Source organism: Micrococcales bacterium (assembly GCA_016703125.1).
Lineage (GTDB): Bacteria > Actinomycetota > Actinomycetes > S36-B12 > UBA10799 > JADKAV01.
The window spans coordinates 13,093-37,226 of sequence record JADJCR010000001.1 but is presented as its reverse complement, the minus strand read 5'-3'; the positions used below and the strand labels follow the sequence as shown (position 1 = coordinate 37,226).

The window sequence follows — 24,134 nt, the reverse complement described above, 5'->3', positions numbered from 1 at the left end:
TCGCTGGAGCGCAAAGATACGCCACAGCAAACCGCCGGCAAGCAGCACCCCCCGTCCGCGCGGGACACGATGTCTGTTAGTGCCCACTTCGGCTATCCGGGGGGACAGCCACGACCTAGGAGGTAACGCATGGACTGGCGCGCTGACGCTGCCTGCCGTGACGAGGATCCGGAACTGTTCTTCCCGCTCGGGGACAGCGGTCCGGCACTTCTGCAGATCGAAGACGCGAAGACCGTCTGCCGCACCTGCACAGTGGCCTCCGACTGCCTCACATGGGCCCTCGAGTCCGGCCAGGAAGCCGGCATCTGGGGCGGCATGTCCGAGGCTGAGCGACGCTCACTGCGGCGCCGTAGCGCCCGCACCGGTGTGACCCTGGGCTTCCAGCACTGACGACTGCTGCAGAGGACCGGCCGGCGAATCGTCGGCCGGTCCTCTGCTGTGCTGCGCCGTCAGCGCCCGGGCACGACCAAGTCGATGGTGGCGGTCGTACCGCAGCCTGACAGCCCAGGCTCCCAGCTCAGCGACCCCTTGAGGTCGTCGCGCACCAGAGTCTGCACGATCTGCAGGCCGAGCCGGGCGTGCGCGTCGGGGTCGAAGCCGGGCGGCAGGCCCGCGCCGTCGTCGACGACGCTGACGCGAAGCCGGCGACCTCTGCGCAGTGTCGCCAGCGTGATCGTCCCGCCCTTCTCACCCAGACCATGTTCGTGGGCGTTCTGCAGGAGTTCGGCCACGACCAGGGCGAGTGAACTGGCGATCGACCCCGGCAGCACCCCGATCCGGCCGTCGCGCACGACCGTCACGTCCTCGCCGAGGTCCCCGACCATGGCCACCAGCCGGTCGGCGACCTCGTCGAACTCCACGGCGTCGGCATCTGCCTGGGACAGCGTCTCGTGCACGAGCGCGATGGCACTCACCCGCCGGACGGACTCCTCGATGGCCGCCGTCGCGACCGGGTCGGACAGGCGCCGGCCCTGCATACGCAGCAGCGCGGCGACCGTCTGCAGGTTGTTCTTCACCCGGTGGTGGATCTCCCGGATGGTGTTGTCCTTGGTCAGCAGCGCCCGCTCCCCGCGGCGCAGGTCGGTGACGTCGCGGATGAGCAGCACCGCACCCAGGCGCACCCGGTCGCGGAACAGCGGGATGGATCGCATGGACACCGTGACCTCCCCGACCTCGATGTCCACCGTGCCGGCACCCCGGCCCGCCGAGATCACCCCGACCGCCTCGTCCACCGGCCCGCTGCGCGCAGCCAGGCGCCGCACCTCCTGCTCCAGCAGGCGGCCGGTGAGATCGGCCATCACACCCATCCGCCGGAAGGCGCTGCGCGCGTTCGGCGAGGCGAAGGTGACCACGCCCTGCGTGTTCAGGCGCAGCAGGCCGTCACCCACCCGCGGCGGCGTGGAGGAGTCCTGCATGCCATACGTCGGGAACTGTCCGTCCGCGAGCATCTCGGCGAGCACGTCGGCGATCTCCCGGTAGGTGCGTTCCAGTTCCCCGGTGTCACGTGCCGGCAGGCCGCTGCGCCGGGCGATGACCGCGATGACCCGCTGGGAGTGATGGACCGGTATCGCCTCCGCGCCGCGCGGCAGCAGGGCGTCGTCAGGTGCGCGGTGGCGCACGACCCGCTGGGAGTGGAACGCGCGCTCCACTTCCTGCAGGCGACCCTTGGCGGCGAACCGACCGACGATGTCCTCGGGGTACACGGTGGGTCCGGTGCTCGGGCGCACTTGCGCGGCGGCGATGAAACCCGCTGCGTTCCACGTGGGCAGCCAGAGCACGAGGTCGGAGAAGAAGAGGTCCGCCAGCAGTGTCCAGTCAGCGGTCAGCAGGTGCAGGTGCGCGATCTGCTCCGAGGTCAGATCCGTCCGCTCGCGTGCCAGCCGGTCCAGATCCACCATGTCCCGACTGTAGTTGTGCCCCGACCGGGAAGCGTCCGTGCAACCAGGCACACTTGAGGGGTGAGTGACGCGCTGCTCGATGTCGACGGACGCCACGTCTGGCATCCCTTCACCCAGCACGCCTGGTGGTCCGACGACGACCCGCTGGTGATCACCCGCGCCGACGGGGTGCGGCTCTACGACGATGCGGGCCGCGACTACATCGACGGCTTCTCCTCGCTCTGGGTCACCGTGCACGGGCACAACGAACCTCGTATCAACGACGCCATCAGCCGCCAGGCCGCGACCTTGGACCACTCGACGTTCCTGGGTTTCACCCACGAGCCCGGCATCCGGCTCGCCGCTGAGCTCGTCGCGCGCAGTCCGCAGCCGCTGACCCGCGCCTTCTTCGCCGGGGACGGCTCCTCGGCGGTGGAGGCCGGGATCAAGATGGCCTACCAGGCCAAACTCCAGCAGGGACAGCAGCGTCCGCTGTACGTGCACGTTGCCGAGGGGTACCACGGGGACACGCTGGGGGCGGTCTCCGTCGGCGGCATCGACGTGTTCCACCACACCTACCGGCCGATCCTGCTGCAGACCCGGATGGTGTCCTCGCCAGGGATCCGCCGACCCGGGCAGTCACCGGCCGCGCGCGCCGAGGAGGTACTGGCCGAACTGCGCGACGTGCTCGACGACGTCGGCGACCAGGTGTGTGCCGTGGTCATCGAACCACTCGTCCAGGCTGCCGGCGGGATGCTCACCCACGACGTGACCTTCGTGCGCGGGGTGCGCGCTCTGGCGGACGAGTTCGGCGTCTACCTGCTCACCGACGAGGTGGCCACCGGTATCGGTCGCACGGGCACGATGTGGGCCGTCGAGCAGGCCGGCGTGGCACCCGACCTGCTGACCTGCGGCAAGGGCCTCACCGGCGGCGTGCTCCCACTGTCGGCCGTCCTGGCCACGGAGGAGATTTACAGCAGCTTCCTCGGCGATGCCAGCCGCACCTTCTTCCACGGTCACTCCTACACCGCCAACCCCTGTGTGCGGCGGCGGCGCTGGCGAACCTCGAGTTGATGGACGAGCGCGGCACCGTCGAGCACGCCGCGTGGATCGGCCGCACCCTTGGCGACCTGCTCAAGCCTCTTGCCCACGACGAGCGCGTCGTGGAGGTGCGACGGATCGGGACCATGACGGGCATCGAGGTTCGCCCGCGCGGTGAGCGCACCGGATTCCGGGGTGCGCCGCCGCCCGCGAGTTCGGGGTGATCACCCGGCCCCTGGGTGATGTGGTGATCCTCATGCCACCACTGGGCATCACCGAGCCGGACCTGCAGCAACTCGTCGCCGCTGTGCGCCACGGCCTGGACACGGTGTACGCGTGACCTGGTTGCAGGAGCAGGCGTCGCGTCGCCGCGCGCACGGGTTGCAGCGGACCCTGCGGGCCCGTGAACCTGGGGCCCGTTCGATCGATGTCGCATCGAACGACTACCTGGGGCTGTCCACGGACGCCCGGGTCATCGACGCCGGCATTGATGCGCTGCGGACCTGGGGGGCCGGCGCCACGGGCTCCCGGCTGGTCAGCGGGCACACGGCGCTGCACGCCGAACTCGAATCCGCGCTGGCCAACCTCGTGGCCGCCGACCGGACCCTGGTCTTCTCCTCGGGCTACCTCGCCAACCTTGCCGCCGTCACCGCCCTCACCGACGGGGACACCTTGCTGCTGTCCGATGCGCACAACCACGCCTCGATCATCGACGCCTGCCGGTTGTCGCGGGCCCGCGCGCAGGTCTACCCCACCTGCGACGTCACAGCGGTGCGGGACGCCCTGCAGGCGGCTCGTGGCCGGCGGGCGGTGGTGGTCACGGATGCCGTTTTCAGCGTCGACGGTGACATGGCACCGCTGGCCGACCTCGCCGAACTGACTCAACGTCACGGCGCGACGCTGATCGTCGACGAGGCTCACAGCGTCGGCGTGCTCGGGCCGGCCGGAGCTGGCGCCTGCGCGGCTACCGGCGTGACCGCCGAGCACCTGATTCGCACCTTCACGCTGTCCAAGGCACTGGGCTCGCAGGGAGGTGCGGTCGCCGCGGGGGATGACGTCGTCGAGCACCTGGTCAACACCGCCCGGTCCTTCATCTTCGACACCGGGCTGGCACCCGCCGCCGCGGGCAGCGCACTGGCCGCCACCGGGATCGTGTTGTCCCACCCCGGGCTGCCTGAGCAGGCATTGCGCGCGACCAGCCGGTTGTCGGAGGCGGCAGCCGCAGCCGGGTGGGCGGCCAACCCGCATGCCGCAGCCGTGGCGTCATTGCCCGTCGGCTCGGCCGACGACGCGGTGCGGGCCCAGCAGGTCTGTGCGGAGGCGGGTGTCGACATCGGCTGCTTCCGTCCACCATCGGTCCCCGACGGCGTGGCCCGCCTGCGCATGACCGGACACGCGAACCTGTCCGCGGACGACATCGCCGCGGTCGGTAAGGCACTACGACTGGCGAAGGAGTCCTTGTGAGTGTCCTGGGGGTGACCGGCACCGGCACGGAGGTCGGCAAGACCATCGTGACGGCGGCGATCGCGGCACTGTGCCCCGACGTCGTCACAGTGCTCAAACCGGCGCAGACCGGCCTGCCGCTCGAGGCACCCGGCGACGTCGACGTGGTGCACCGCCTTGTGCCGCACGTGGAGACGATGGAACTGGTGCGTTATCCGGACCCGCTGGCCCCGGCCGCGGCCGCCCGGCGCAGCGGGATCCCCACCCTGAGCACCGAGGAGGTGTTGGAGGGCATAGAGGAGGCCGACGCCGACCTGGTCCTCATCGAAGGGGCCGGGGGTCTGCTGGTGCGGTTCAGTGACGATCCGGTCGTGACGTTCGCGGACGTGCTCGTGGCCGCACAGGCCCCGACCGTCCTGGTGACGTCCGCCGGACTCGGCACCTTGAACCAGACCGCGTTGACGCTGGAGGCGATGGCTGGCCGCGGGATCGAATGCGCCGGTGTGGTCATCGGGGCATGGCCCACGCAACCCGATCTGGCGTGCGTGACCAACGTCCGCGACCTCACCGAACTCATCGGCGGACCGCTGTCCGGGGTGCTGCCGGAGGGCATGGGCGGGCTGCCGCCCGAGCAGTTCACCGAGGTCGCCCGCGCCGGGCTGTCCCCGCGCTTCGGCGGACGGTTCGATGCGGATAGGTTTGGGAAACGAGTGGAGGGACTGCTGTGACAGTGGACGCATCGCAGGATGTACTGATCCGGGCCGAGCGCGTGCTGGACACCGGGGAGGGTCTCGGCGAGGCCGACATCGCCGAACTCCTGCGACTGCCCGACGATCGCATCCCCGCCCTCCTGGACCTGGCACACCGGGTGCGCATGAAGTGGTGCGGTCCGGAGGTCGAGGTCGAGGGCATCGTCTCAGTGAAGACCGGCGGCTGCCCGGAGGACTGCCATTTCTGCTCGCAGTCGGGCCTGTTCCCCTCGCCGGTGCGGGCCGCCTGGCTGGACATCCCGGGCCTGGTCGACGCTGCGCTGCAGACGGCCGCGACCGGCGCCACCGAGTTCTGCATCGTCGCCGCCGTGCGGGGACCGGACGAGAAGCTGATGACCCAGATGCGCGAGGCGGTCCGGGCCATCAAGGAGGCGGTGGACATCAACGTCGCCGCCAGTCTCGGCATCCTCACCCAGGAGCAGGTGGACGACCTCCAGCAGATGGGCATCCACCGCTACAACCACAACCTCGAGACCGCGCGCTCGTACTTCCCGAACGTGGTGACAACACACTCCTGGGAGGAACGCTGGGACACCCTGCGCAGGGTCGCCGCCTCCGGCATGGAGGTGTGCTGCGGGGGCATCGTGGGCATGGGCGAAAGCATCGAGCAGCGAGCGGAGTTCGCCGCACAACTGGCCGCCCTGGAACCGCACGAGGTGCCCCTGAACTTCCTCAACCCCCGCCCCGGCACGCCTTTCGAGGACATGGACGTCATGACGTCGGCGGACGCCCTGCGCACCATCGGTGCGTTCCGGTTGGCACTGCCGCGGACCATCCTGCGGTACGCCGGCGGACGCGAGCTGACCCTGGGCGACCCCGGCACTCGCGACGGCCTGCTGGGTGGGGTGAACGCCGTGATCGTCGGCAACTACCTGACCACGCTCGGGCGCACTGCCGATGCGGACCTCGAGATGCTGTCGGAACTGAACATGCCCATCAAAGCTCTGTCGGACTCCCTGTGAAGGAACGCGCCTCATGATGAACACCAAGGGCCCGGCCGTGGCCATCGTCGCCATCCTGCTGATCGTCGGCCTCGTCTGGGGCATCGTCATCGGTCTGTTCTGATGACGAGCGGACACGGCGGCTGGCACGCCATCGCTGCCGCCCAGGCATACGGCGTCGAGACCCTCTTCACGCTGTCCGGTGCCCACATCTTCCCGCTGTTCGACGCAGCCGTCGGCGGCAAGGAGGTCGACGCCGCCGGCGACCCGCGGGCTGCCGAACGCGGCGGTCCGATTCGCCTGGTCGACGTGCGGCACGAGGCCACCGCGGTGTTCGCCGCCGAGGCCACCGCCAAGCTCACCCGCACCCCCGGCTTCGCCGCAGTCACGGCCGGACCGGGCGTCACCAACGCCGTCAGCGGACTGACCAGCGCCTGGTTCAACGCCGTTCCCGTCGTGGTGATGGGCGGGCGCTCCCCCGACTTCCGCTGGGGCTCCGGCGCGCTGCAGGAGATGGACCACCTGCCGATCGTGCAGTCGGTCACGAAGTCCGCGGCCACCGCCCACGACCCCGCGCAGATCGGGGCCATGACGGCCGCTGCTTTCGCGGCGGCCACCACCGCGCACCGGGGGCCGGCCTTCCTCGACGTGCCGATGGACATCTTCTACGCACCCGTCGACGCCCCCGACCCGGCACGCCACATCGACCCCGACCGCAATCCGGATCCGGAGTCGGTGGCGCGGATCGCCGGGATGCTGGCCGGATCCCAGCGACCTGTGCTGATCCTCGGTTCCGACGTGTGGAACGACCACGCCGAGGACGCCGCCGTGCGCCTGGCCGAGACCGCCCAGTTGCCGGTGATCCCCAACGGCATGGGCCGCGGTGTGGTCCCCTCGGGGCACCCGTTGCTCGTCACCCGGGCGCGCTCCCAGGCGCTGAAGAAGGCCGACCTGGTCGTGGTCGTGGGGACACCGCTGGACTTCCGCCTCGGCTACGGGAAGTTCGGCCCGGCGGATGCGCCGGCGGAGGTCGTGCACGTGGTTGACCACCTGTCGCAGGTATCGCACCACGCCGCGCCGGCAGCTTTCGGTGGCCGGGTCGCTGACCCAGACGCTCGACGCCCTCACCGTGGCGTGGAGCAGCACGCCGCGCACCGCGGGCGCGCCCAGTGGCTCGCCGACCTGCAGGCCACCGCCGCAGCAGCCGTGGCGACCGACGCGGACGTCCTCACGAGCACCGTGGACCCGATCCACCCTGCCCGCATCTACGGCGAACTCAACCGCCGCCTGTCCGACGACACAGTCGTCATCGGCGACGGCGGCGACTTCGTCAGTTTCGCCGGCAAGTTCGTCGAGCCGAAACGGCCAGGACACTGGCTGGATCCCGGACCGTACGGTTGCCTCGGGACCGGCCTCGGCTACGCGATGGCCTCCGCGATCGCCAAACCGTCGTCACCGACGGTCCTGCTCATGGGTGACGGTGCCGCGGGTTTCAGCCTCATGGACGTCGACACCCTCGTGCGCCACAAACTGCCCGTGGTCATGGTGGTGGGCAACAACAGTGCGTGGGGGCTGGAGAAGCACCCCATGCGCCTGCTGCACCAGTACGACGTGGTCGCGGACCTGCAGGCAGGGATGCGGTACGACGCGGTGGTGGAGGCCCTCGGTGGCGCGGGCGAGACGGTCAGCGACCCCGAGCAGGTCGGGCCGGCGCTCGACCGCGCGTTCGCCGCTGGGGTGCCGTACCTGGTCAATGTGCTCACCGACCCGGAGATCGCCTACCCGCGCGCGACCACCGGGTTGTAGAAACCAGGGCAACTACTGCAGTTTCGCCAGGAAGACCTCGCGCTCCACGATCGCGCGGGTCACCACTCCCCGGCCCGCCAGCGCCTGCGTGCCGTCCTGCTCCTGCGTCGCCTGGACCTTGAACGTGACGATCCGGCCGTCGATCTCGGCCACCTCGGCGCTGCACGTGACCAGGGTGCCCACGGCGCTGGGCCGGACGTGGTCGACGGCGATCCGGGTACCGACCGTCGTCTGCTGGTCGGTGGCCCCGCAGACCGCCACCGTGGCTGCCTCCAGCCAGGCCAGCAGGATCGGAGTCCCCAGCACTGGGAGGTCCCCGCTGCCAACGGCGGCCGCCGTATCGGTGTCGGCCACCTGCCGCACCACGGATGCGGTCTGTCCCAAGGAGATCTCCATGCCGGTCAGCGTACGACCCGGGCTAGCCTGGTCGCGTGCCGTACTGCCCGGTCTGCGGATTGTCCGACCACCACTGCGACCAACCACTGGAACCGCCGCGATTCTGCGCCCAGTGCGGCCGCCGGATGGTCGTCCAGGTGACGCCGGCGGGCTGGCGGGCCACGTGCTCCCGTCACGGCACGATCACCGGGTAGATCAGCTGGCCAGCAGGCCCAACCGCCGCAGTTCCACCTCGAGGTCGTGCGGGCTGCTGGATGCGGACATCGCCTCGTCAAGGGTGATCACGCGATCGCGGTACAGCGCCACGAGATGCTGGTCGAAGGTCTGCATCCCGTAGAACCCGCCGCCGGCGATCAGCGACGTGATGGTCCCGGTCTTGCTCTTGTCCACGATGGCGTCGGCCACGCGACCGGTACTGATACAGATCTCCATCGCCACGCAACGCCCCCGGCCGTCGGCTCGCGGCACCAGGCGCTGGCACAAGATGCCGCGCAGTGCCCCGGCCAGTGACAGCCGGATCTGCTGCTGCTCGTGCGGCGGGAAGAAGTCGATGATGCGGCTGACCGTCTCCTGCGCGTCGACGGTGTGCAGGGTCGACAGGACCAGGTGTCCGGTCTCCGCCGCCGTGAGCGCCGCGTGCACCGTCTCCGGGTCGCGCATCTCCCCGATCTGGATGACGTCGGGGTCCTGCCGCATGGCGGCGCGCAGGGCGACCTTGAAGTCGGCGGTGTCGATGCGCACCTCCCGCTGGTTGATCAGTGCGCGTTTGTCGTGATGGATGATTTCGATCGGGTCCTCGATGGTGACCACGTGCACATCCCGGTGACGGTTGATCTCGTCGACCATGCCTGCCAGCGTGGTGGTCTTCCCCGACCCCGTCGGCCCGGTGACCAGGATCAGCCCCCGCGGCTGCAGGGCCAGCGCCGCGACCGGAACGGGCAGTCCCAGTTCGGACAACGGCAGGGCGCCGATGGCCACCCGCCGCAGCACCATCCCGACGTCGCCGCGCTGACGGAAGGCGTTCACGCGGAATCGGCCGACCCCGTCGATCATCAGCGCGAAGTCGGCCTCCCCGGTCTGCTCGAACTCATCGACGAGGTCGGGGCGAAGGATCTCCGCCAGCATCCGGTCCGTGTCCGCACCGGACAGCGGATTGGTGCGCAGCGAACGCAGCGCGCCGTCCACGCGGATCCGGGGTACGACGCCCGCCTTAACGTGCAGATCCGACCCGGTGACGTCCACCAGGGCGCGTAGGTACGGTTCGATGGCCAGACGGTCGCTCGGCTCCACCCTGTCTTCTTCGTCATCACATCGCGGGAGGTTGAGCGCGAACCAGGACCCGACCACCCGGGCGCTAGGGTGACGGCGTGACCGACGACCCCGGCGAGGAGCCCCTCTCCGCCGGCACCCCCCCGTCCGGCACTCACCGCGATCTCCGTGCACCACGCCGGATCGACCGTGACCGCGACGGCGCTGCTGTCGCTGCACCACCGGGTGCTCCGCGGTCAGGCGCACGCCGAGGACCGATCGTCGGCCGTCACCCTCGCCACCCTCGATGCACTGGGACCGCTCCTGCCCGAGGGCACCGCCATCGACCACTCCCAGGTGCTCACGATCGCGGGCCGACAGGTGGCGATCACGCTCGTGACCTTCCCCGGCGACCCGGGGCGCCCGGAGGTTCTCGTAGGATCAGCACTGGTAAAAGGTGATGTGGAGGAGGCTCTGGCCCGCTCGGTGCTCAGTGCCCTCAACCGCCGACTCGACATTTGAGGAGTCCGACATGAGCAAGCGTGCACGCAAACGCCGCGACCGTAAGCGCAGCGGGGCCAACCACGGCCGGCGCCCGAACGCCTAAGCCCGACCGCCGGTGGTGCGGAACGTCGAGATGAACGCGAGGACCCGGTCGCGCAACTGCTCGGGCGCGGTCTCACAGGCGCACTGCTTCACCCGCTGGTGGATGATCTGTTCCTCTTCGTAGAGTCCCCGGCAATGGGAACAGGTCGCGAGGTGCTCCTCGATGCGACGGTAGAGGTCCGGCGTCAACTCGCCGTGCTGGTACTCGTACAGGTGCTGGTCGGCGTCGTCGCAACCATGCGGGTCTGCACATCCGGACGTGTTCATGATCCCTCCCCCTGGCTGGGTACGAGACCCCGCTCAGTGGCGTAATCTTCCAGAAGTTCGCGCAACTGCTTGCGCCCGCGGTGCAACCGCGACATCACCGTGCCCACCGGCGTCCCCATGATCTCGGCGATCTGCTTGTAGGAGAACCCTTCGACGTCGGCGTAATAGACCGCCAGGCGGTAGTCCTCACCGATGGATGACAGGGCACGGGTGACGTCGGAATCGGGCAGCCGGTCCAGCGCCTCGACCTCGGCCGACCGCAATCCGGCGGAGGTGTGGGAGGCGGCCTTGTGCATCTGCCAGTCCTCGACGTCGTCGGCGGAGGACTGCAGCGGCTGCCGCTGCTTCTTGCGGTAGGTGTTGATGTAGGCGTTGGTCATGATGCGGAACAACCACGCCCGCAGGTTGGTGCCGGGGGTGAAGGACTTGAACCCCTTGAACGCGCGCTCCACGGTCTCCTGCACGAGATCACTGGCGTCGTCGGGGTTGCGCGCCATGCGCAGCGCACCGGCGTACAGCGTGTCGAGCAGCGGAATGACCTCCGCCTCGAAACGTGTCGCGAGCTCGTCCCCGGAATCCTCCATCAGTCGAGAGCCTAGTGCGCCGACCCCTTCGAGCGTCGGGTCGTCGAGTAGGAGCATGTCCACCTCCGGTTGTGGGTCTGTCGGGTCAACGCCGGGACGGGGCCCGGGCATTCCCGCCCGGCGCCTGCCCCACCGAGGGCCCACCCCCCGCCTCCACCCGGCGCCTCCACCGCGCGCCACCCCACCCGGCGCCACCTCCACCCGGGAGAGGAACGGACAGGCGGGAGCGATCCAACCGGTCTTTTTCGCTCCCCGATGTACGCGAGCCTCCGCCCCCGAGCGAGGCGCGCTCCCGAGGACTCTCCCGCCTGCAGCTGGAGGGCGGCGCGAGGAGCGACTGCGGCCGTCGCCCCGCGCCGGTCTTTCGCTCCCCGGTGTACCGAACTCTCCCGCCTGCAGCTGAAGGGCGCGGGGCACGCACGCCCCCTCCACCCGGGAGAGGAACGGACAGGCGGGAGCGATCCGCACGGTCCTTTTCGCTCCCCTATGTACCGAACTCTCCCGCCTGCAGCTGGAGTGCGCGGCCGGCGCGGCGAACGGCACCCCTCAGCGGCAGAACCCCACCACGGCGGCCACAACCTCCGCCAGCCCCTGCCGCAGCGAGTGGTCACCGGGCACCGCCACCAGGTCCAGCCCCGCCGGGAACTCCTCGGGACGGCCGAACGGGTCGCGCTGACCTTGCACGATCCGCAACGGCACCGCCACCGTCAGTTCGTCGGCGCGACTGCGCTCAGGCCGACCCGGCGGGTGCAACGGGAACGCCAGAGCCACCACGGCGTCGGCGCCGACCGTCGCCGCCGTACGGCAGGCCACCCGCGCCCCGGCCGAACGCCCGCCCACGATCAGCCGCCCCGCAGGCCGGATCTGCCCCAGCGACTCCACCCACCCGACGTCCAGCACGGCGGGGGCGGGCGCCACCTTCTTGCCCGCCACCTTCCACGGCTGTTCGTGCAACATGACCGTCACCCCGTGCCCGGGCAACGCCTCGGCGATCGCCTGCAGGTCAGGAGCCACTCCCCCGCCACCCGCGCCGTGGCCGAGGATCAGCGTCGCCCGCGCCCGGCGCGCCGGGAACTCCAGGAAACGGGCCGGGCCCTTGCTCGTGTCGATCATGACGCGGGCAGTGGCTCGAGCAGGTGCGCGCCGTTGTGCCTGACGTTATTCACCTCGGTGCTGACCGGGTACGCCTCCAGCCCCGTGGCCATCGCGGGGACGACAACACCGGCGTCGGGGATGTGCTCGGGATCCAGCCATTCCGCCCAGTTCTCCCGGGGCACCAGCAACGGCATGCGGTCGTGGATCTGCCCGAGGTCGTCCGGCGCCGAGGTCGTCAGCACGCAACACGTGACCAGCCAGTCCTCGTCGTGCTTCCAGAACTCGAACAGCCCGGCCATGGCCAGGGACGTGCCGTCGGTGCGATGGATGAAGAACGGCTGCTTGGGCCCTTCGCCGGCATACCACTCGTAGTACCCGTCCGCGGGAAGCAGGCACCGCCGTTTGGCCCACGCCCGGCGGAACGAGGGCTTCTCCGCGGCGGTCTCGATCCGGGCATTGATCATCCGGTTGCCGATCTTGGGATCCTTCGCCCACGACGGTACGAGGCCCCACTTCGCCGATCGCAACTGCCGCTGGAGTCCATCGTCGGCCGGGCGGTCGACGACCATGTACACCTGCTTGCTCGGCGCGACGTTGTAGTCCGGCGGCAGCGTCTCGTCAGGCGGCCGGGCCACCTCGAACTCCTCCATCAGCGACGCCACGTCCTTGGCTGCTGCGTACCGGCCGCACATGCCTCCATCCCATCACGGCGCCACGGTCAGCGTGGCCAACTCCTCGCCCAGCATCTGCGCCACGGCCGCGACCTCGGGCACGACCTCCGGGTCCGCGACCAGCGCCACCGTCAGATCCCCGGCATACGACAAGACGTCGAAGGACAGCCCGACGTTCCCCGGGTTCACCGCGATGGGCACGATCTGCTCGACCTGCGCACCAGCGAGGCGCAGCACCTCGGCCGGACCGCGCAGGTTGGTCTCGAAGGTGTGGACGAGGCGCTGGTGGTCCACGAACCACTGCCCCACCCCCAGTGTCGCCAGCAACCGGAACATCCAACTCAGGACCATCGCCGAACTGCCGCGCTGTGCCGACTTCGCCTGCTGGGTCCGACGCAGGATCCACTGCAGGCGCGCCACCGGATCGGCGATGTCCGGCACGGCCACCGGCACCGCGCCCACCTGGTTGCCAAGTTCGGTCCCCGCTGCTCGGGCGGACACGGGCACGGAGATGACCACGTCCCCCGGGTGCTCGCCGCGACCGGCGAGCACCCTGAACAGCGTGCCGGCCACCCCCGCCAGCACGACGTCGTTGACCGTCGCACCGTGCCTGTGAGCCGCGTCCACAACAGGCGCCAGCGGCACGGTCACCGTGCGGACGGTGCGCCGCGGGCTGGTGGGGCGCAGGAGCGAGGACGGCACCACCTGCGAGGGCCGCTGCCGCCCGAAGCCCATCTCCCGCAGGCCCTGCCCGAGGGTCCGCAGTGTCGCCGGCGAGGACCGCAGGGCGGCAATCCGGCGGCGGTGGGCGTCCCGGCGCAACTCCCGCGTCGTCGGCCCGGGTTGCGGGGACCACGGCGCTGTGGGCACGCCGTCTGCCAAGGCGGCGAGCACCGCCAGTCCGCCCATGCCGTCGGCCAGCACGTGGTGCACCACCATCACGACAGCGAACCCGCCCGCGGGCAGTCCCTGGAACACGTGCATCCGCCACAGTGGCCGCGACATCGGCAGCCTGGTACAGACCAGATCTGCCGCCCGGTTCAGCAGGTCACCCGCACCCAGCAGATCAGTGGCGCCGAGGTGATCGGCAGCGCGGAAGTCCGGGTCGTCGACCCACACCGGCGCACCGGCGGCGAGCCCGGGCCGGACCAGCCGCTGGCGGAACCGGCGGATCCCCGCGAGCCGGTCAGCCAATTCCTGGCCCGCAACCAGGGCATCCCAGCCCGAGCCGAAGACCAGAACGGCACCGATGTTCATCGGAACCTGGCCTTTGTCCGTCGCGAGGATAGTGAGGTCGTCGGGACCGACCCGCTCGAACGCCATGGGCACCATTCTGGGCCCACCGGCGGCATCGGACGCGCCACTAGGCTGGACCCGTGAACACCTGGGCCGCGCCGCACTGCGAGCACCCGTTCACCACCTCGGTGCGGATCCCCGGTTCGAAGTCCATGACCAACCGCGCCCTGGTCCTGGCCGCCCTGGCCCGCGGCCGCAGCACCCTGCGCGGCTGGTTGCAGGCGCGCGACACCGCGCTGATGGTCGCCGGGCTGCAGGCGCTGGGCGCGCGGATCGACGCCGACGCCGACACCCTCGTCGTCCACGGGGGTTCGTTGCAGGGTCCGGCGACGATCGACTGCGGGCTGGCCGGCACCGTCATGCGCTTCCTGCCGCCGGTGGCAGCCACCGTGTCCGGAGACGTTCGTTTCACAGGCGACGAGCGCGCCGGTGAGCGTCCCCTGGCACCCATGCTCGAGGCCCTCAGCCATCTCGGCGCGGATGTGGAAGGCGATGCGGTGCCGTTCACCGTTCGCGGCCACGGTGAGCTGCAAGGCGGCGCGGTGACCCTGGACGCCTCAGCGTCAAGCCAGTTCGTCAGCGGCCTCCTGCTGTCCGGCGCAGCGATGCAACGCGGACTGCACCTGCGTCATGAGGGTCCACCGCTGCCCTCCCTGCCACACGTCGAGATGACCGTCGCGATGCTCGCCGAGGCCGGGGTCACGGTGCTGGGAGAAGGCGACGAGTGGGAGGTCGACCCGGGCCCGGTGGCCGCGCACGACTGGCGCATCGAACCGGACCTGTCCAACGCCGGGCCCTTCCTGGCCGCCGCCATGGTCACCGGTTCGACGGTGACCGTCGAGGAATGGCCGCATGCCACCACGCAGGCCGGCGACTACTGGCGCGACTTCCTCACCGGCCTCGGCGCCCGGGTGCGCCTGGACGAGGGACTCACGGTCACGGGCCCCATGCGGTACGACGGCTTCGACGTGAACCTGCGCGCTGTGGGGGAACTGACACCCACCGTGGCTGCACTCGCGGCGTGCGCGGACTCGGCCAGCCGGATCCGCGGGATCGGGCATCTGCGGGGACACGAGACGGATCGCCTGGCGGCCATCGCCACGGAACTCACCCGCCTCGGCGTCGGCGTCGAGGCCGGAGCCGACGAGTTGCGCATCGACCCACGCGGCCGGGTGGCACACACGGACGCCACGGTGGCGACCTACTCCGACCACCGCATGGCGACCATGGCCGCGATCCTGGGGCTGCGAGTGCCCGGGGTGCGGGTCGCCGACTCCGGCACCACCGCGAAGACCATGCCGGATTTCGTCAGCGCCTGGGAAGCGATGCTCGCGTGAGCCGGAACCACCGCGACTGGGACGAGGACGACGTTCGTGTGCGCCCCACGCGGGGTACCCGCCCACGCAGCAAGGTCCGTCCCGACGTCAGCACAGCCATCCCGGCCACGGTGATCGCAGTGGACCGTGGCCGTTTCACGTGCTGGGCGGACGACCGGGAGGTGCTCGCGGTCAGGGCCCGCCACCTCGGCCGCAAGGGTCTGGTGGTCGGTGACCGGGTAGGGATCGACGGCCCCCTGCCGGCCACCGACGACGCCCTCGTCCGCGTCGTCTCCCGGGAGCCGCGCCGCACCGAACTGCGCCGGACGGCTGACGATACCGACCCGACCGAACGCGTCATCGTCGCCAACGCCGATCAGATGGGCATCGTCTCCTCCTTGGCCGACCCGACACCGAGCTACGGACTGATCGACCGCTGTCTGGTCGCCGCCTTCGACGCCGGCATCGCCCCGGTGCTGATCCTCACCAAGGCCGATCTCGCCTCCCCCGACGACGTGCTCGCGCGCTACCCCGGGCTCGACTTCCCTGTGATCCCGGTCCGCCGCCGCGCCGACCGGACCCTGGTGTTCGACGGTCCCCTGATCGAGACGTTGACCGGCTGCACCACCGTGCTGGTCGGTCACTCGGGCGTCGGCAAGTCCACACTGGTCAACGCCCTGGTCCCGGATGCCCACCGCGCGGTCGGCGTGGTCAACGCCGTCACCGGCCGCGGCCGGCACACGTCGACGTCGGCCTACGGTTTCGGCTTCCATGGGGGCCTGCTCATCGACACCCCCGGGCTGCGTTCGTTCGGACTGGCCCACGTCGACGCCGACCGGGTGATCCACGCATTCGCAGATCTTCAACCTGGCACCGCGAACTGCCCGCGCGGCTGCACCCACGACGAGCCCGAATGCGGTCTGGACGCCTACGCCGCCGAGCACGGGATCGACCCAGCCCGGCTGGGGTCACTGCGCAGGCTGCTGGCCTCGATGCGGGAGTAGCCCTACCCCCAGACGCTGCGTGCGCCGCTGTCCCCGGTCCGGTAGGCCCAGTACCCCGTGGCCACGACTGCGAGCAGCGTCAGCAGGGCGATCAGAACCCCGAACACCCCGCGTCCACCGCGCCGGTCGGCCAGCCACAACAACGTGATCAGGACCGCCTGTCCCGCCGCGAAGTACGGCATCAGCTCACCGGCCTCCGCATGGGTCCGGGGCACACCTCCGAGTTCGCGCCGGAGCATCTCCCCGCTCTCCTTGGCCACCACCGCCGCCCCGGCGGCGCTCCACGCGAACACCAGCACCAGCGGCCCGAAGCGCTGGCTGAACCGCGGGAGGGCGACCATGAGCACCGCGAGCAGTCCAGACAGCGGGATCAACACGACCGCGGCGTGGACGACCAGGGGGTGAAGCGGCAGGCCGGCAACTTCTTCAGGCAGGAACTCCATCGCCCAAGACTGCCATGCCGGTGAGACTTCGCTCGGCGGCAGCCACATCTCCGACACTCCCCCGCGACGCCAGGCCATCGCAGGCCGGCCGCCGAGCATTCGTTAAGTTACCCAACGAACTTCGGCCTATACCCGGGGCGCGGGTGCACCGGCCGAACACGACCCCGAACCGCGCCGCGTTGGAGAACGTTGACCCCGTTGGAGAACCCACACGTGCATCCTCCAACCTCGTGCATGACCTCCAACCTCGTGCCTCCAGCGGGGGCCAGCCAGCGGGGCGCGGCGCAGGTCGGTCATTACGCTGGCGACATGACCGACCTGGAACTCGCCCTCGAACTGGCCGACCTCGCCGACGAGGTGAGCATGTCCCGGTACGGCAGTGCCGATCTGCAGGTGACCACGAAGCCGGACATGACGCCGGTCTCCGACGCGGATCGCTCGGTCGAGCAGCGCCTCCGGGAACGACTGGGCCAGGCCCGGCCCGACGACGCCCTACTCGGCGAGGAGTACGGCGGGACGATGGGCGACGGGCGGGCGTGGGTCATCGACCCCATCGACGGCACGAAGAACTACGTACGGCGGGTCCCGGTCTGGGCGACCCTCATCGCGCTCACCGTGGACGGCGACGCGACCCTCGGGGTGGTCTCAGCACCGGCGCTGGGCCGGCGCTGGTGGGCCGCCGCCGGTGAGGGTTCGTGGCGCACGGAGAACGGCAGCGGCCCACTTCCCAACCGGGTCAGCGGAGTCGGCGACCTCGCCGATGCCTCGCTGTCGTACTCCGACGACGAGGGCTGGGACCGGCAGTCGTTCCTCGGCCTCGTCGATGCGGTGTGGCGCAGCCGTGCCTACGGCGACTTCTGGTCGCACGTGATGGTGGCCGAGGGCTGCGTGGACGTCGCCGCCGAGCCGTCACTGAACCTGTGGGACATGGCCGCCCTGGTGCCGGTCGTGCGCGAGGCAGGCGGCCGGATGACGGCGTGGTCCGGGGAACCCCCACTGCGCGGCACGTCGGCTCTGACGACCAACGGCCTGCTCCACGACGCGGTCCGCAGCCGCTTGGCCCACGGCTGAATCCGCAGCGCCAGCCAGCCCGCCCCCGCCACCGCCGCAAGATCGAACCACCCGTAGCCGCCCGCGGCCACCGACGGTGGGTTGCCCATCGGCACCCAGCCGAGGATCGTTTCGTACTCCTGCCACGTCCACACCCCGGCCCGGGTGCCGAGCACCTCCAGCCAGCTCACCACCCAGAACGCCCCGACGAACAGCAGCGGTGCCCGTCCCCAGCGCAGGAAGCCCAGCAGGCACAGCGCCCAGAAGGCGCCCAGCACGTCGTGGCGCGAGCCGGTGAGCGCGTACAACGCCACGACCACCACCACGACCACAGTCGCGCGCACCACCACCTGCGCGTGCCGTCGGGCCCACGGCCAGGCACCCGCGTCCAAGGCCGCGAGGTAGACCAGGCCGTGACCCGCGGGCACGTAGGCGGGCACCGCGCCAAGGCGGTACTCGTACACCCCCAACCACCCGCTGAAGATCAGTTCGACAACTGTGGCGAAGACGACCACGATCCCCACCTGCCAGCGCACGAGCACGGGTTGCGCCGCGGTGAGCGCGATCAGCATCGCCGTGGTGAGCGCGCCCAGGAGCCACTGGAGTCCCACGCTCGCGAACGTGTCGACGTACAACGCCACTGGTATCCAGGCGACGACGATCAGCAGCGTGCGCGGGGACTTCACGGCAGAGCGGCACCCGTGCCGGTCGGATCACTCGGTGGCGGTGTGAAGCCGGCGCGCGAACCGGTATTCACCCAGAATCGGATGCTGGAGTAGAGCACCGCCACGACCGGCACCGCGATGACGGCCCCGACGATGCCTGCCAGTACCGTGCCCGCTGCCACCGCCACACCGACGGCCAACGGGTGCAGGTGGACGGCCTTGCTCATCACCAGCGGCTGCAGCACGTGACCCTCGAACTGGCCGATGAGCACGATCAGCACGATGACCGCCAGGGCGATCCACGGGCCGCGGGCGGCCAGCGCGACGATGGCGGCGATGGCGGTGGCGATCGGCGCGCCGATCAGCGGGATGAACGAGAACAGGAAGACCAGCAGGGCCAGCGGGAACGCCAGCGGCACCCGCAGCACCAGCAGGCCGATAAGCACGAGGACCGCATTGACGAACGCGACGGTCACGATCCCGCGGGTGTATCCGGCGAAGGACCCCCAGGCCACCTGCCCCACCCCGTCGATCCGGCCGCGCTGCCGCTGCGGGAACAGACCGACCAGCCAGGCCCAGATCTCCCGGCCGCCGAGCAGGAAGAACACCGCGGCGAAGATCGCCAGCGCGAAGCCGGTGAAGAACTCCACGATCGTCCCGGAGGCGCCGATCGCCGTGCTGGCCAGGTCGCTCTGGTGCTCGGTGATCCACGTACGGGCGGCGTTGACGTATTCGGTGATCGCGTCGGAGGTCAGATGAAGCGGGCCGTTCTCCAGCCACGCGAGGATCTCGTCGATGCCCTGCCGGAACTGGATGACCAGGCCCTCCCACTGTCCGGCCACCTGCGTCCCGATGAACACGAAGATCCCGACGATGCCGGCCACCACCGCGATCAGACCCACCGCCACCGCCGGGCCGCGCGGCATGAAGCCATGCAGGATGCTGACCAGCGGGCCGACCAGGGCGGCGATGATGAGCGCGACGAACAGGGCCACCGCGACGAACTCGATGGACACGAGGATGCGCAGTGCCACGTAGCCCAGTGCCATGAGAACGAGCAGTCGCCAACTGAACGCGGCAGCCACCCGCAGCCCATGCGGGATCTCGTCCTCGGGTCGCACCCGCTCATCGTGCCATGCGGACCACGATGCCGGGCAATGAGGCGAGACGGGCACGTCCCCGTCACCGTGCGTGACCGGTGCTCGCCGGCCGCCGTGTCACGGGGACGAGAGTTACCCTCAGGAACACCATGCCGCACACCCACGACAGCCCCACCGGGATAACCCCTGCGGAGGAAGACATCCTCCGCAGCATTCCGGACGTGGTTCTCCGCTACGACGGAGACGGCGTCCTGGACTGGGCCTCGCCCTCGTTGTTCCACGTCTTCGGCTACCGCCCCGAGGACGTCGTCGGCACGGCGTTCCGCATGTCCCATCCCGACGACCGCTCCCGGGTGTTCGAGACCGCGCACCAGATGGAGGTGAACGGCCGCACCACCGGGACTGCGCGCTACCCGGTGCTCAGAGCCGACGGCACCACGACCATGGTCGAGGTCAGAGCCCGCGCCGAGTACGACGACGAGGGCGGCAAGATGACCCACCTTGTGGCCGTGGTGCGGGAGATGTCCGGAAGCGCCCCTGACCAACGCCTGTACCGACTGCTGGCCGACAACACGACCGACGTGGTGCTCGTCTACGACGCCAAGTGGGTGCTCGTCTGGGCCTCGCCGTCGTCGAGACGGACCCTCGGGCATGAGCCGTCCGACCTGATCGGGTCCCCGCGTACCGTGCTCCACCCCGACGATGTCCAAGCCGCGCGTGACCTGTTCACGAAGGCGCTCGCGGAGAACGCCACCGGCCTGCGGAACCGGGCCCGCGTGCGCCGCGCCGATGGCGCCTACCTGTGGATGGACATCAGCATCGTCATCGTCTGGTCGGATACCGGCCAGGTGCAATACGCCATCACGTCCCTGCGCGACGTGCACAACGAGGTGGTCGCCGAGGAGAACCTGCGGACCTCGTTGGCCAGGTTCCAGGTGCTCGTGGAGAACAGCCTCGACGTGGTCTACCAGGTCGACGAGCGGGGGCGGCTCACGTGGGTCTCCCCCAACGTCACAACTCTCCTGGGCTGGCGGCCGGAGGACCTCGTCGGCCGCGTGGGACTCGGCGAGTTGGCCTACATCCACCCCGACGACACCGGGCCCGCCGAGGTGGTGCGCCACAAGGCCGCCCCCGGGACCCCGGTCAACCTCGAGTTGCGGCTGCGCACCGACAGCGGGGACTACCGCTGGGTCGAGGCCAGCGCGGTCTTCGGGGTGGACGAACACGGCATCCCCACCGGGGTCGGGGTGCTGCGTGACGTCCAAGGGCGCCATGAGGCGCAGGCGGCGCTGAGCGCCAGCGAGACCCTGTTCCGTTCGGCGATGCGCGATTCCGCCGTCGGGATGTGCCTGATCACCACCGGCGGCTGGATCATGGTCGCCAACCAGGCCCTGTGCGAGTTCCTGGCCCGTTCCGAGGATGAACTCACGGTGCTGTCCTGGCCGGAAGTGGCTGATCCGGCCGAACTCCAGGAGGACCGCCAGACTCTCGCGGAGATACTCTCCGGGCGTCTGGACGCCTGGCGGGGCATTCGCCATTTCAAGCGCGCCGACGCCACCGTCGTCTCCGGCGACGTGACGGTCAGCGCGATCCGCGGCGACGCGGGCGAGGTCGACAGGCTGCTCGTCCAGATTATCGACGTCACCGAGCAGATCCGCATGCAGCAACAACTGGCAGTGTCCGAGGAGCACTACCGCCTGCTGGCCGACTCCGTGTCGGACGTCGTGTTGCGCTCCGACGAGGCGGGCATCATCACGTGGGCATCCCGGTCGCTGGAGCACGCGACGGGGATGCCCCCCGAGGATGTTGTGGGCCTTCCCCTGCTCGAACTGGTGCACCCGCATGACCTCGAGACGGCACTGCACGCGACCACCAGCACGGACGCCGGGTCAACATCTCACATCGAGGTCCGGCTGATCACCGCGGACGGGACGCACAAGTGGTTCGCCGTCGTCTCCAGCCCGTTCCTCGGTCCGGACGGCCGCGCTTCCGGACGGGTGGCGACGGCACGCGACATCGGCGACGAGGTGGCAACCCGCCGACTGCTCGCGCAGCGGGAGGCGGAGTTCCGGGAGATCGCCGAGCATGCCGCCGACGTGGTCCTGCGCATGGACGCCGAGGATCACATGACGTGGGCCTCGCCGAGCATCCGGGAGGTCGTGGGCTACGCCAGCCACGAGATCCTCGGCAGGGATCCGAAGGAGTTCATCCACCCCGACGACATCGAGCCGTACCGCGATTTCGCCCATGACCTCGAGCCGAACATCCCGGCTCGCACGACGTTGCGCGTGCGCTGCGCCGACGGTGACTACCGCTGGTTCTCTGTGATCGCGACCCGCGTCTTCGACCCGGACGGGGAGCTGGTCAGCCAGATCGTGGGCATGCGCAACATCGACGTCGAAGTGCGCGCGGTCGAGGCCCTGGCCCGCAGCGAGGAGCAGTTCCGCTTGGCGATGGATTCCGCTCCCAGCGGCATGGCCGTGGTCGACCTGGAGGGCGACTTCGTGGAGGTCAACCAGTCCCTGGCCACGATCATCGGCCGGGAGCGCGAGTGGTTGCTGGGGCACGGGCTGCGCGATGTGGTGCATGCCGATGACTGGCCGAAGGTGCAGGGTATGCATGAGGTCCTGATCTCCGGACAGACGCCATCGTCGCGCGAGGAGATCCGCCTGCAGCATGCCGGTGGTTCCACGGTGTGGGTGGAGAGCTCACTGGCCGCCCTCCGGGAGCAGCACGGTCGGCCCATCTCCTTCGTCGCGCAGTTCATCGACGTCACGCAGGCCCGCGAGGCGCGAGCTGCCCTGCGCCATGCCGCGACCCACGACCCCTTGACCCTGCTGGACAACCGGCGCGGCCTGGCCGAGGACCTCGATTCCGTCCTGCACCGCAAGCCGCGCACAGGAAAGGGCGTGGGGATGCTGGCGCTGGACCTGGACGGGCTCAAGCCGGTGAACGACCAGTACGGGCACGCCGCCGGCGACAAGGTCCTCGTGACGGTCGGGGAACGCCTGCGCGCGACGGTGCGAAGGGACGACCCCATCGCCCGGATGGGCGGCGACGAGTTCATCGTGATCCTCGTCGCGGTGCACAACCTGGAGCAGGTCGCCCGCCTCGCGGAGAAGGTGCGCGATGCCGTGGCGGAAGAAATCGCCTTGCCCAATGGCGAGCGGGTGCACGTGACGGCATCCGTGGGTGCGGTCCTGGCGGGGCCGGACGACGACGCCGACGGTCTGCTGCGACGTGCGGATGCCGCCCTCTACGAGGCCAAGCAGGCCGGCCGCGATCGGGTGGTCGTCAGGACCGGCTGACGTGCAGCGGCATCCCACCGACTGGTCGCAACGTGACCTCGGGCTTCATCCGCACCTGGCGCACCACGCCGAACCGGTACCGCTCGCGCAGGTGGTCGAGGATGATCGGCCCCTCCACCAGCGACATGCCCCGACCGATGCACAACCGTGGACCGGCACCGAACGGCACGTAGCCGGTGCGCGGGATCGGGCGACCCGGCTGGAAGGCATCGGGTTCGTCGTGGGTGGCCGGGTGCCGGTGCAGCCAGTACGGGGAGGTGATGATCAACGCGTTCTCCGGGATCTCCGCGCCGGCCAGTTCGTCGGGACCCAGCGCCTGCCGGGTGATCAGCCACGCCGGCGGGTAGAGCCGCAGCGCCTCGTCGAACACGTCCGCGCTGCTGGCATCCGTCGGGTGCTGGGCGAGCAGGTACAGGCTCCAGGTCAGCGCGCTGGCCACGGTCTCGTGCCCGGCGACGAGGAAGGTCACGACCTGGTCGCGCACGGTCTGCGGGTCGGTGCCGTCCTGCAGGAGTCGCAGCAACGTGCCCTCCGGCGCCGGGGCAGCGGTGAGCTCGCGCACCGCCCGGTCCAGCCGCGCCTTCGCCGCGGCCAGTTGCCGGTTGTTCGGGGTGGGCATCCACAGCGGCGCGCTCAGCGGACTCGACTTCTTCACCACCACCTCCAGCCCGGACAGGGTGGCTTCGGCGAGGTCGGCTGCGGTCCCCGTGAGGTCCGCGCCGAACAGCACCTCCCCCACGACTTCCAAGGTGATGCGCAGGATGTCCGCGTCGACGTCGCGCACCCCGTCGGCCCAGTCGATGCGGGCGCAGGCGGCGTGGGTCGCTTTGTCCACCGCCGGTGCGAGGTCGGCGCCGAAGGCCGGCTGCACCACGGGCCGCTGCGTACGCCACAGGTCGGTGTCCGCGGTGAGCAACCCGAAGCCGGTGAGCATGGACAACCGCCGGTACTGCAGCGTGTCCTTGCCGTAGTTCTTGTGGTTGCCGCGCAGCACCCGGTCCACCGCGTCGGGGTGGTTGACCAGGTACGTCGGCGGGTTGGGGATCGGGAACTGCACGACGTCCCCGTGCTTGCGCCATTGCGACCCCAGGAATCCCAGCGGATCCCGGATCATCGACGGTGCGCCCCGCAGCATGTCGAGGCCACGCGGCCCTGGCGCGGTCAGTTCCACGCCTCGATCTTGCCAGGTGGTGCGGTGAGCCTCGGG

The 24,134-nt window shown here is 70.3% G+C and carries 21 protein-coding genes and 1 pseudogene; 11 read left to right on the top strand and 11 right to left on the bottom strand.

Features of this window, described 5'->3' with window-relative positions; genetic code table 11:
- Nucleotides 1-129: 129 nt before the first annotated feature.
- Nucleotides 130-390 carry a WhiB family transcriptional regulator gene (locus tag IPG68_00205; protein ID MBK6761790.1) on the top strand — a complete coding sequence of 87 codons (261 nt, stop codon included), beginning with the start codon at nucleotides 130-132 and terminating at the stop codon, nucleotides 388-390.
- A gap of 59 nt (nucleotides 391-449) precedes the next feature.
- Here IPG68_00205 and IPG68_00200 read toward each other — a convergent pair whose 3' ends face one another.
- Nucleotides 450-1,898, bottom strand: a complete 1,449-nt coding sequence (locus IPG68_00200; GenBank protein ID MBK6761789.1) for a sensor histidine kinase — start codon at nucleotides 1,896-1,898, stop codon at nucleotides 450-452.
- 60 nt (nucleotides 1,899-1,958) lie between these two features.
- Between IPG68_00200 and bioA the strand changes: the two are divergent.
- The 5 genes and pseudogenes from bioA to IPG68_00175 all read left to right on the top strand — a co-directional run bounded on the left by bioA (nucleotide 1,959) and on the right by IPG68_00175 (nucleotide 7,878).
- Nucleotides 1,959-3,258 (top strand): annotated as a pseudogene (bioA, locus tag IPG68_00195) (adenosylmethionine--8-amino-7-oxononanoate transaminase).
- A complete protein-coding gene (locus tag IPG68_00190) occupies nucleotides 3,255-4,382 on the top strand; it encodes an 8-amino-7-oxononanoate synthase (protein ID MBK6761788.1) in 1,128 nt (375 codons plus the stop codon). Before bioA ends, IPG68_00190 begins: the two are co-directional and overlap by 4 nt.
- Entirely contained in the window at nucleotides 4,379-5,089 is a 711-nt protein-coding gene (gene bioD / locus IPG68_00185) for an ATP-dependent dethiobiotin synthetase BioD (protein MBK6761787.1), read from the top strand. Before IPG68_00190 ends, bioD begins: the two co-directional genes overlap by 4 nt.
- 2 nt (nucleotides 5,090-5,091) lie before the next feature.
- Nucleotides 5,092-6,093, top strand: coding sequence for a biotin synthase BioB (gene bioB / locus IPG68_00180; GenBank protein ID MBK6761786.1), 1,002 nt, complete (start codon nucleotides 5,092-5,094; stop codon nucleotides 6,091-6,093).
- A 102-nt stretch (nucleotides 6,094-6,195) separates the two neighbouring features.
- Entirely contained in the window at nucleotides 6,196-7,878 is a 1,683-nt protein-coding gene (locus tag IPG68_00175; protein MBK6761785.1) for an acetolactate synthase, read from the top strand.
- Between the two features lie 12 nt (nucleotides 7,879-7,890).
- On the opposite strand, the gene IPG68_00170 is transcribed toward IPG68_00175, so the two are convergent.
- Complete coding sequence (locus tag IPG68_00170) at nucleotides 7,891-8,274, bottom strand: thioesterase (GenBank protein MBK6761784.1); 384 nt, start codon at nucleotides 8,272-8,274, stop codon at nucleotides 7,891-7,893.
- Between the two features lie 195 nt (nucleotides 8,275-8,469).
- Nucleotides 8,470-9,546, bottom strand: a complete 1,077-nt coding sequence (locus IPG68_00165; protein MBK6761783.1) for a PilT/PilU family type 4a pilus ATPase — start codon at nucleotides 9,544-9,546, stop codon at nucleotides 8,470-8,472.
- Between the two features lie 186 nt (nucleotides 9,547-9,732).
- Between IPG68_00165 and IPG68_00160 the strand changes: the two genes are divergently transcribed.
- Nucleotides 9,733-10,044, top strand: coding sequence for a hypothetical protein (locus tag IPG68_00160; protein ID MBK6761782.1), 312 nt, complete (start codon nucleotides 9,733-9,735; stop codon nucleotides 10,042-10,044).
- Between the two features lie 81 nt (nucleotides 10,045-10,125).
- On the opposite strand, the gene IPG68_00155 is transcribed toward IPG68_00160, so the two are convergent.
- From IPG68_00155 to IPG68_00135, 5 genes are all read right to left on the bottom strand, one after another.
- A complete protein-coding gene (locus tag IPG68_00155; protein ID MBK6761781.1) occupies nucleotides 10,126-10,395 on the bottom strand; it encodes a mycothiol system anti-sigma-R factor in 270 nt (89 codons plus the stop codon).
- Complete coding sequence (locus IPG68_00150; GenBank protein ID MBK6761780.1) at nucleotides 10,392-11,090, bottom strand: sigma-70 family RNA polymerase sigma factor; 699 nt, start codon at nucleotides 11,088-11,090, stop codon at nucleotides 10,392-10,394. The genes IPG68_00155 and IPG68_00150 overlap by 4 nt, the downstream gene beginning before the upstream one ends.
- A 435-nt stretch (nucleotides 11,091-11,525) precedes the next feature.
- Nucleotides 11,526-12,092: a hydrolase gene (locus IPG68_00145; protein MBK6761779.1), complete on the bottom strand. Its 567-nt coding sequence runs from the start codon at nucleotides 12,090-12,092 to the stop codon at nucleotides 11,526-11,528.
- Nucleotides 12,089-12,766: an SOS response-associated peptidase gene (locus IPG68_00140; protein MBK6761778.1), complete on the bottom strand. Its 678-nt coding sequence runs from the start codon at nucleotides 12,764-12,766 to the stop codon at nucleotides 12,089-12,091. The genes IPG68_00145 and IPG68_00140 overlap by 4 nt, the downstream gene beginning before the upstream one ends.
- A gap of 12 nt (nucleotides 12,767-12,778) precedes the next feature.
- Nucleotides 12,779-14,068 (bottom strand): DUF1298 domain-containing protein, encoded by a 1,290-nt coding sequence (locus tag IPG68_00135; GenBank protein ID MBK6761777.1) that lies wholly within the window; start codon nucleotides 14,066-14,068, stop codon nucleotides 12,779-12,781.
- 53 nt (nucleotides 14,069-14,121) lie between these two features.
- On the opposite strand from IPG68_00135, the gene aroA reads away from it, so the two are divergent.
- Nucleotides 14,122-15,378 carry a 3-phosphoshikimate 1-carboxyvinyltransferase gene (gene aroA / locus IPG68_00130; GenBank protein MBK6761776.1) on the top strand — a complete coding sequence of 419 codons (1,257 nt, stop codon included), beginning with the start codon at nucleotides 14,122-14,124 and terminating at the stop codon, nucleotides 15,376-15,378.
- The gene (gene rsgA / locus IPG68_00125) at nucleotides 15,375-16,361 is read left to right on the top strand and encodes a ribosome small subunit-dependent GTPase A (GenBank protein ID MBK6761775.1); all 987 of its coding nucleotides are present in this window, start codon (nucleotides 15,375-15,377) and stop codon (nucleotides 16,359-16,361) included. Before aroA ends, rsgA begins: the two co-directional genes overlap by 4 nt.
- A 2-nt stretch (nucleotides 16,362-16,363) precedes the next feature.
- On the opposite strand, the gene IPG68_00120 is transcribed toward rsgA, so the two are convergent.
- A complete protein-coding gene (locus tag IPG68_00120) occupies nucleotides 16,364-16,804 on the bottom strand; it encodes a hypothetical protein (protein MBK6761774.1) in 441 nt (146 codons plus the stop codon).
- A 309-nt stretch (nucleotides 16,805-17,113) separates the two neighbouring features.
- Here IPG68_00120 and IPG68_00115 point away from each other — a divergent pair, with 309 nt between their 5' ends.
- Nucleotides 17,114-17,875, top strand: coding sequence for a histidinol-phosphatase (locus tag IPG68_00115; GenBank protein ID MBK6761773.1), 762 nt, complete (start codon nucleotides 17,114-17,116; stop codon nucleotides 17,873-17,875).
- Nucleotides 17,876-18,536: 661 nt separating this feature from the next.
- Here the strand turns inward: IPG68_00115 and IPG68_00110 are convergent.
- Nucleotides 18,537-19,640: an AI-2E family transporter gene (locus tag IPG68_00110; GenBank protein MBK6761772.1), complete on the bottom strand. Its 1,104-nt coding sequence runs from the start codon at nucleotides 19,638-19,640 to the stop codon at nucleotides 18,537-18,539.
- Between the two features lie 200 nt (nucleotides 19,641-19,840).
- On the opposite strand from IPG68_00110, the gene IPG68_00105 reads away from it, so the two are divergent.
- Complete coding sequence (locus tag IPG68_00105; GenBank protein MBK6761771.1) at nucleotides 19,841-22,927, top strand: PAS domain S-box protein; 3,087 nt, start codon at nucleotides 19,841-19,843, stop codon at nucleotides 22,925-22,927.
- On the opposite strand, the gene IPG68_00100 is transcribed toward IPG68_00105, so the two are convergent.
- Nucleotides 22,914-24,098 (bottom strand): cytochrome P450, encoded by a 1,185-nt coding sequence (locus IPG68_00100; GenBank protein ID MBK6761770.1) that lies wholly within the window; start codon nucleotides 24,096-24,098, stop codon nucleotides 22,914-22,916. The genes IPG68_00105 and IPG68_00100 overlap by 14 nt on opposite strands.
- Nucleotides 24,099-24,134 lie beyond the last annotated feature (36 nt).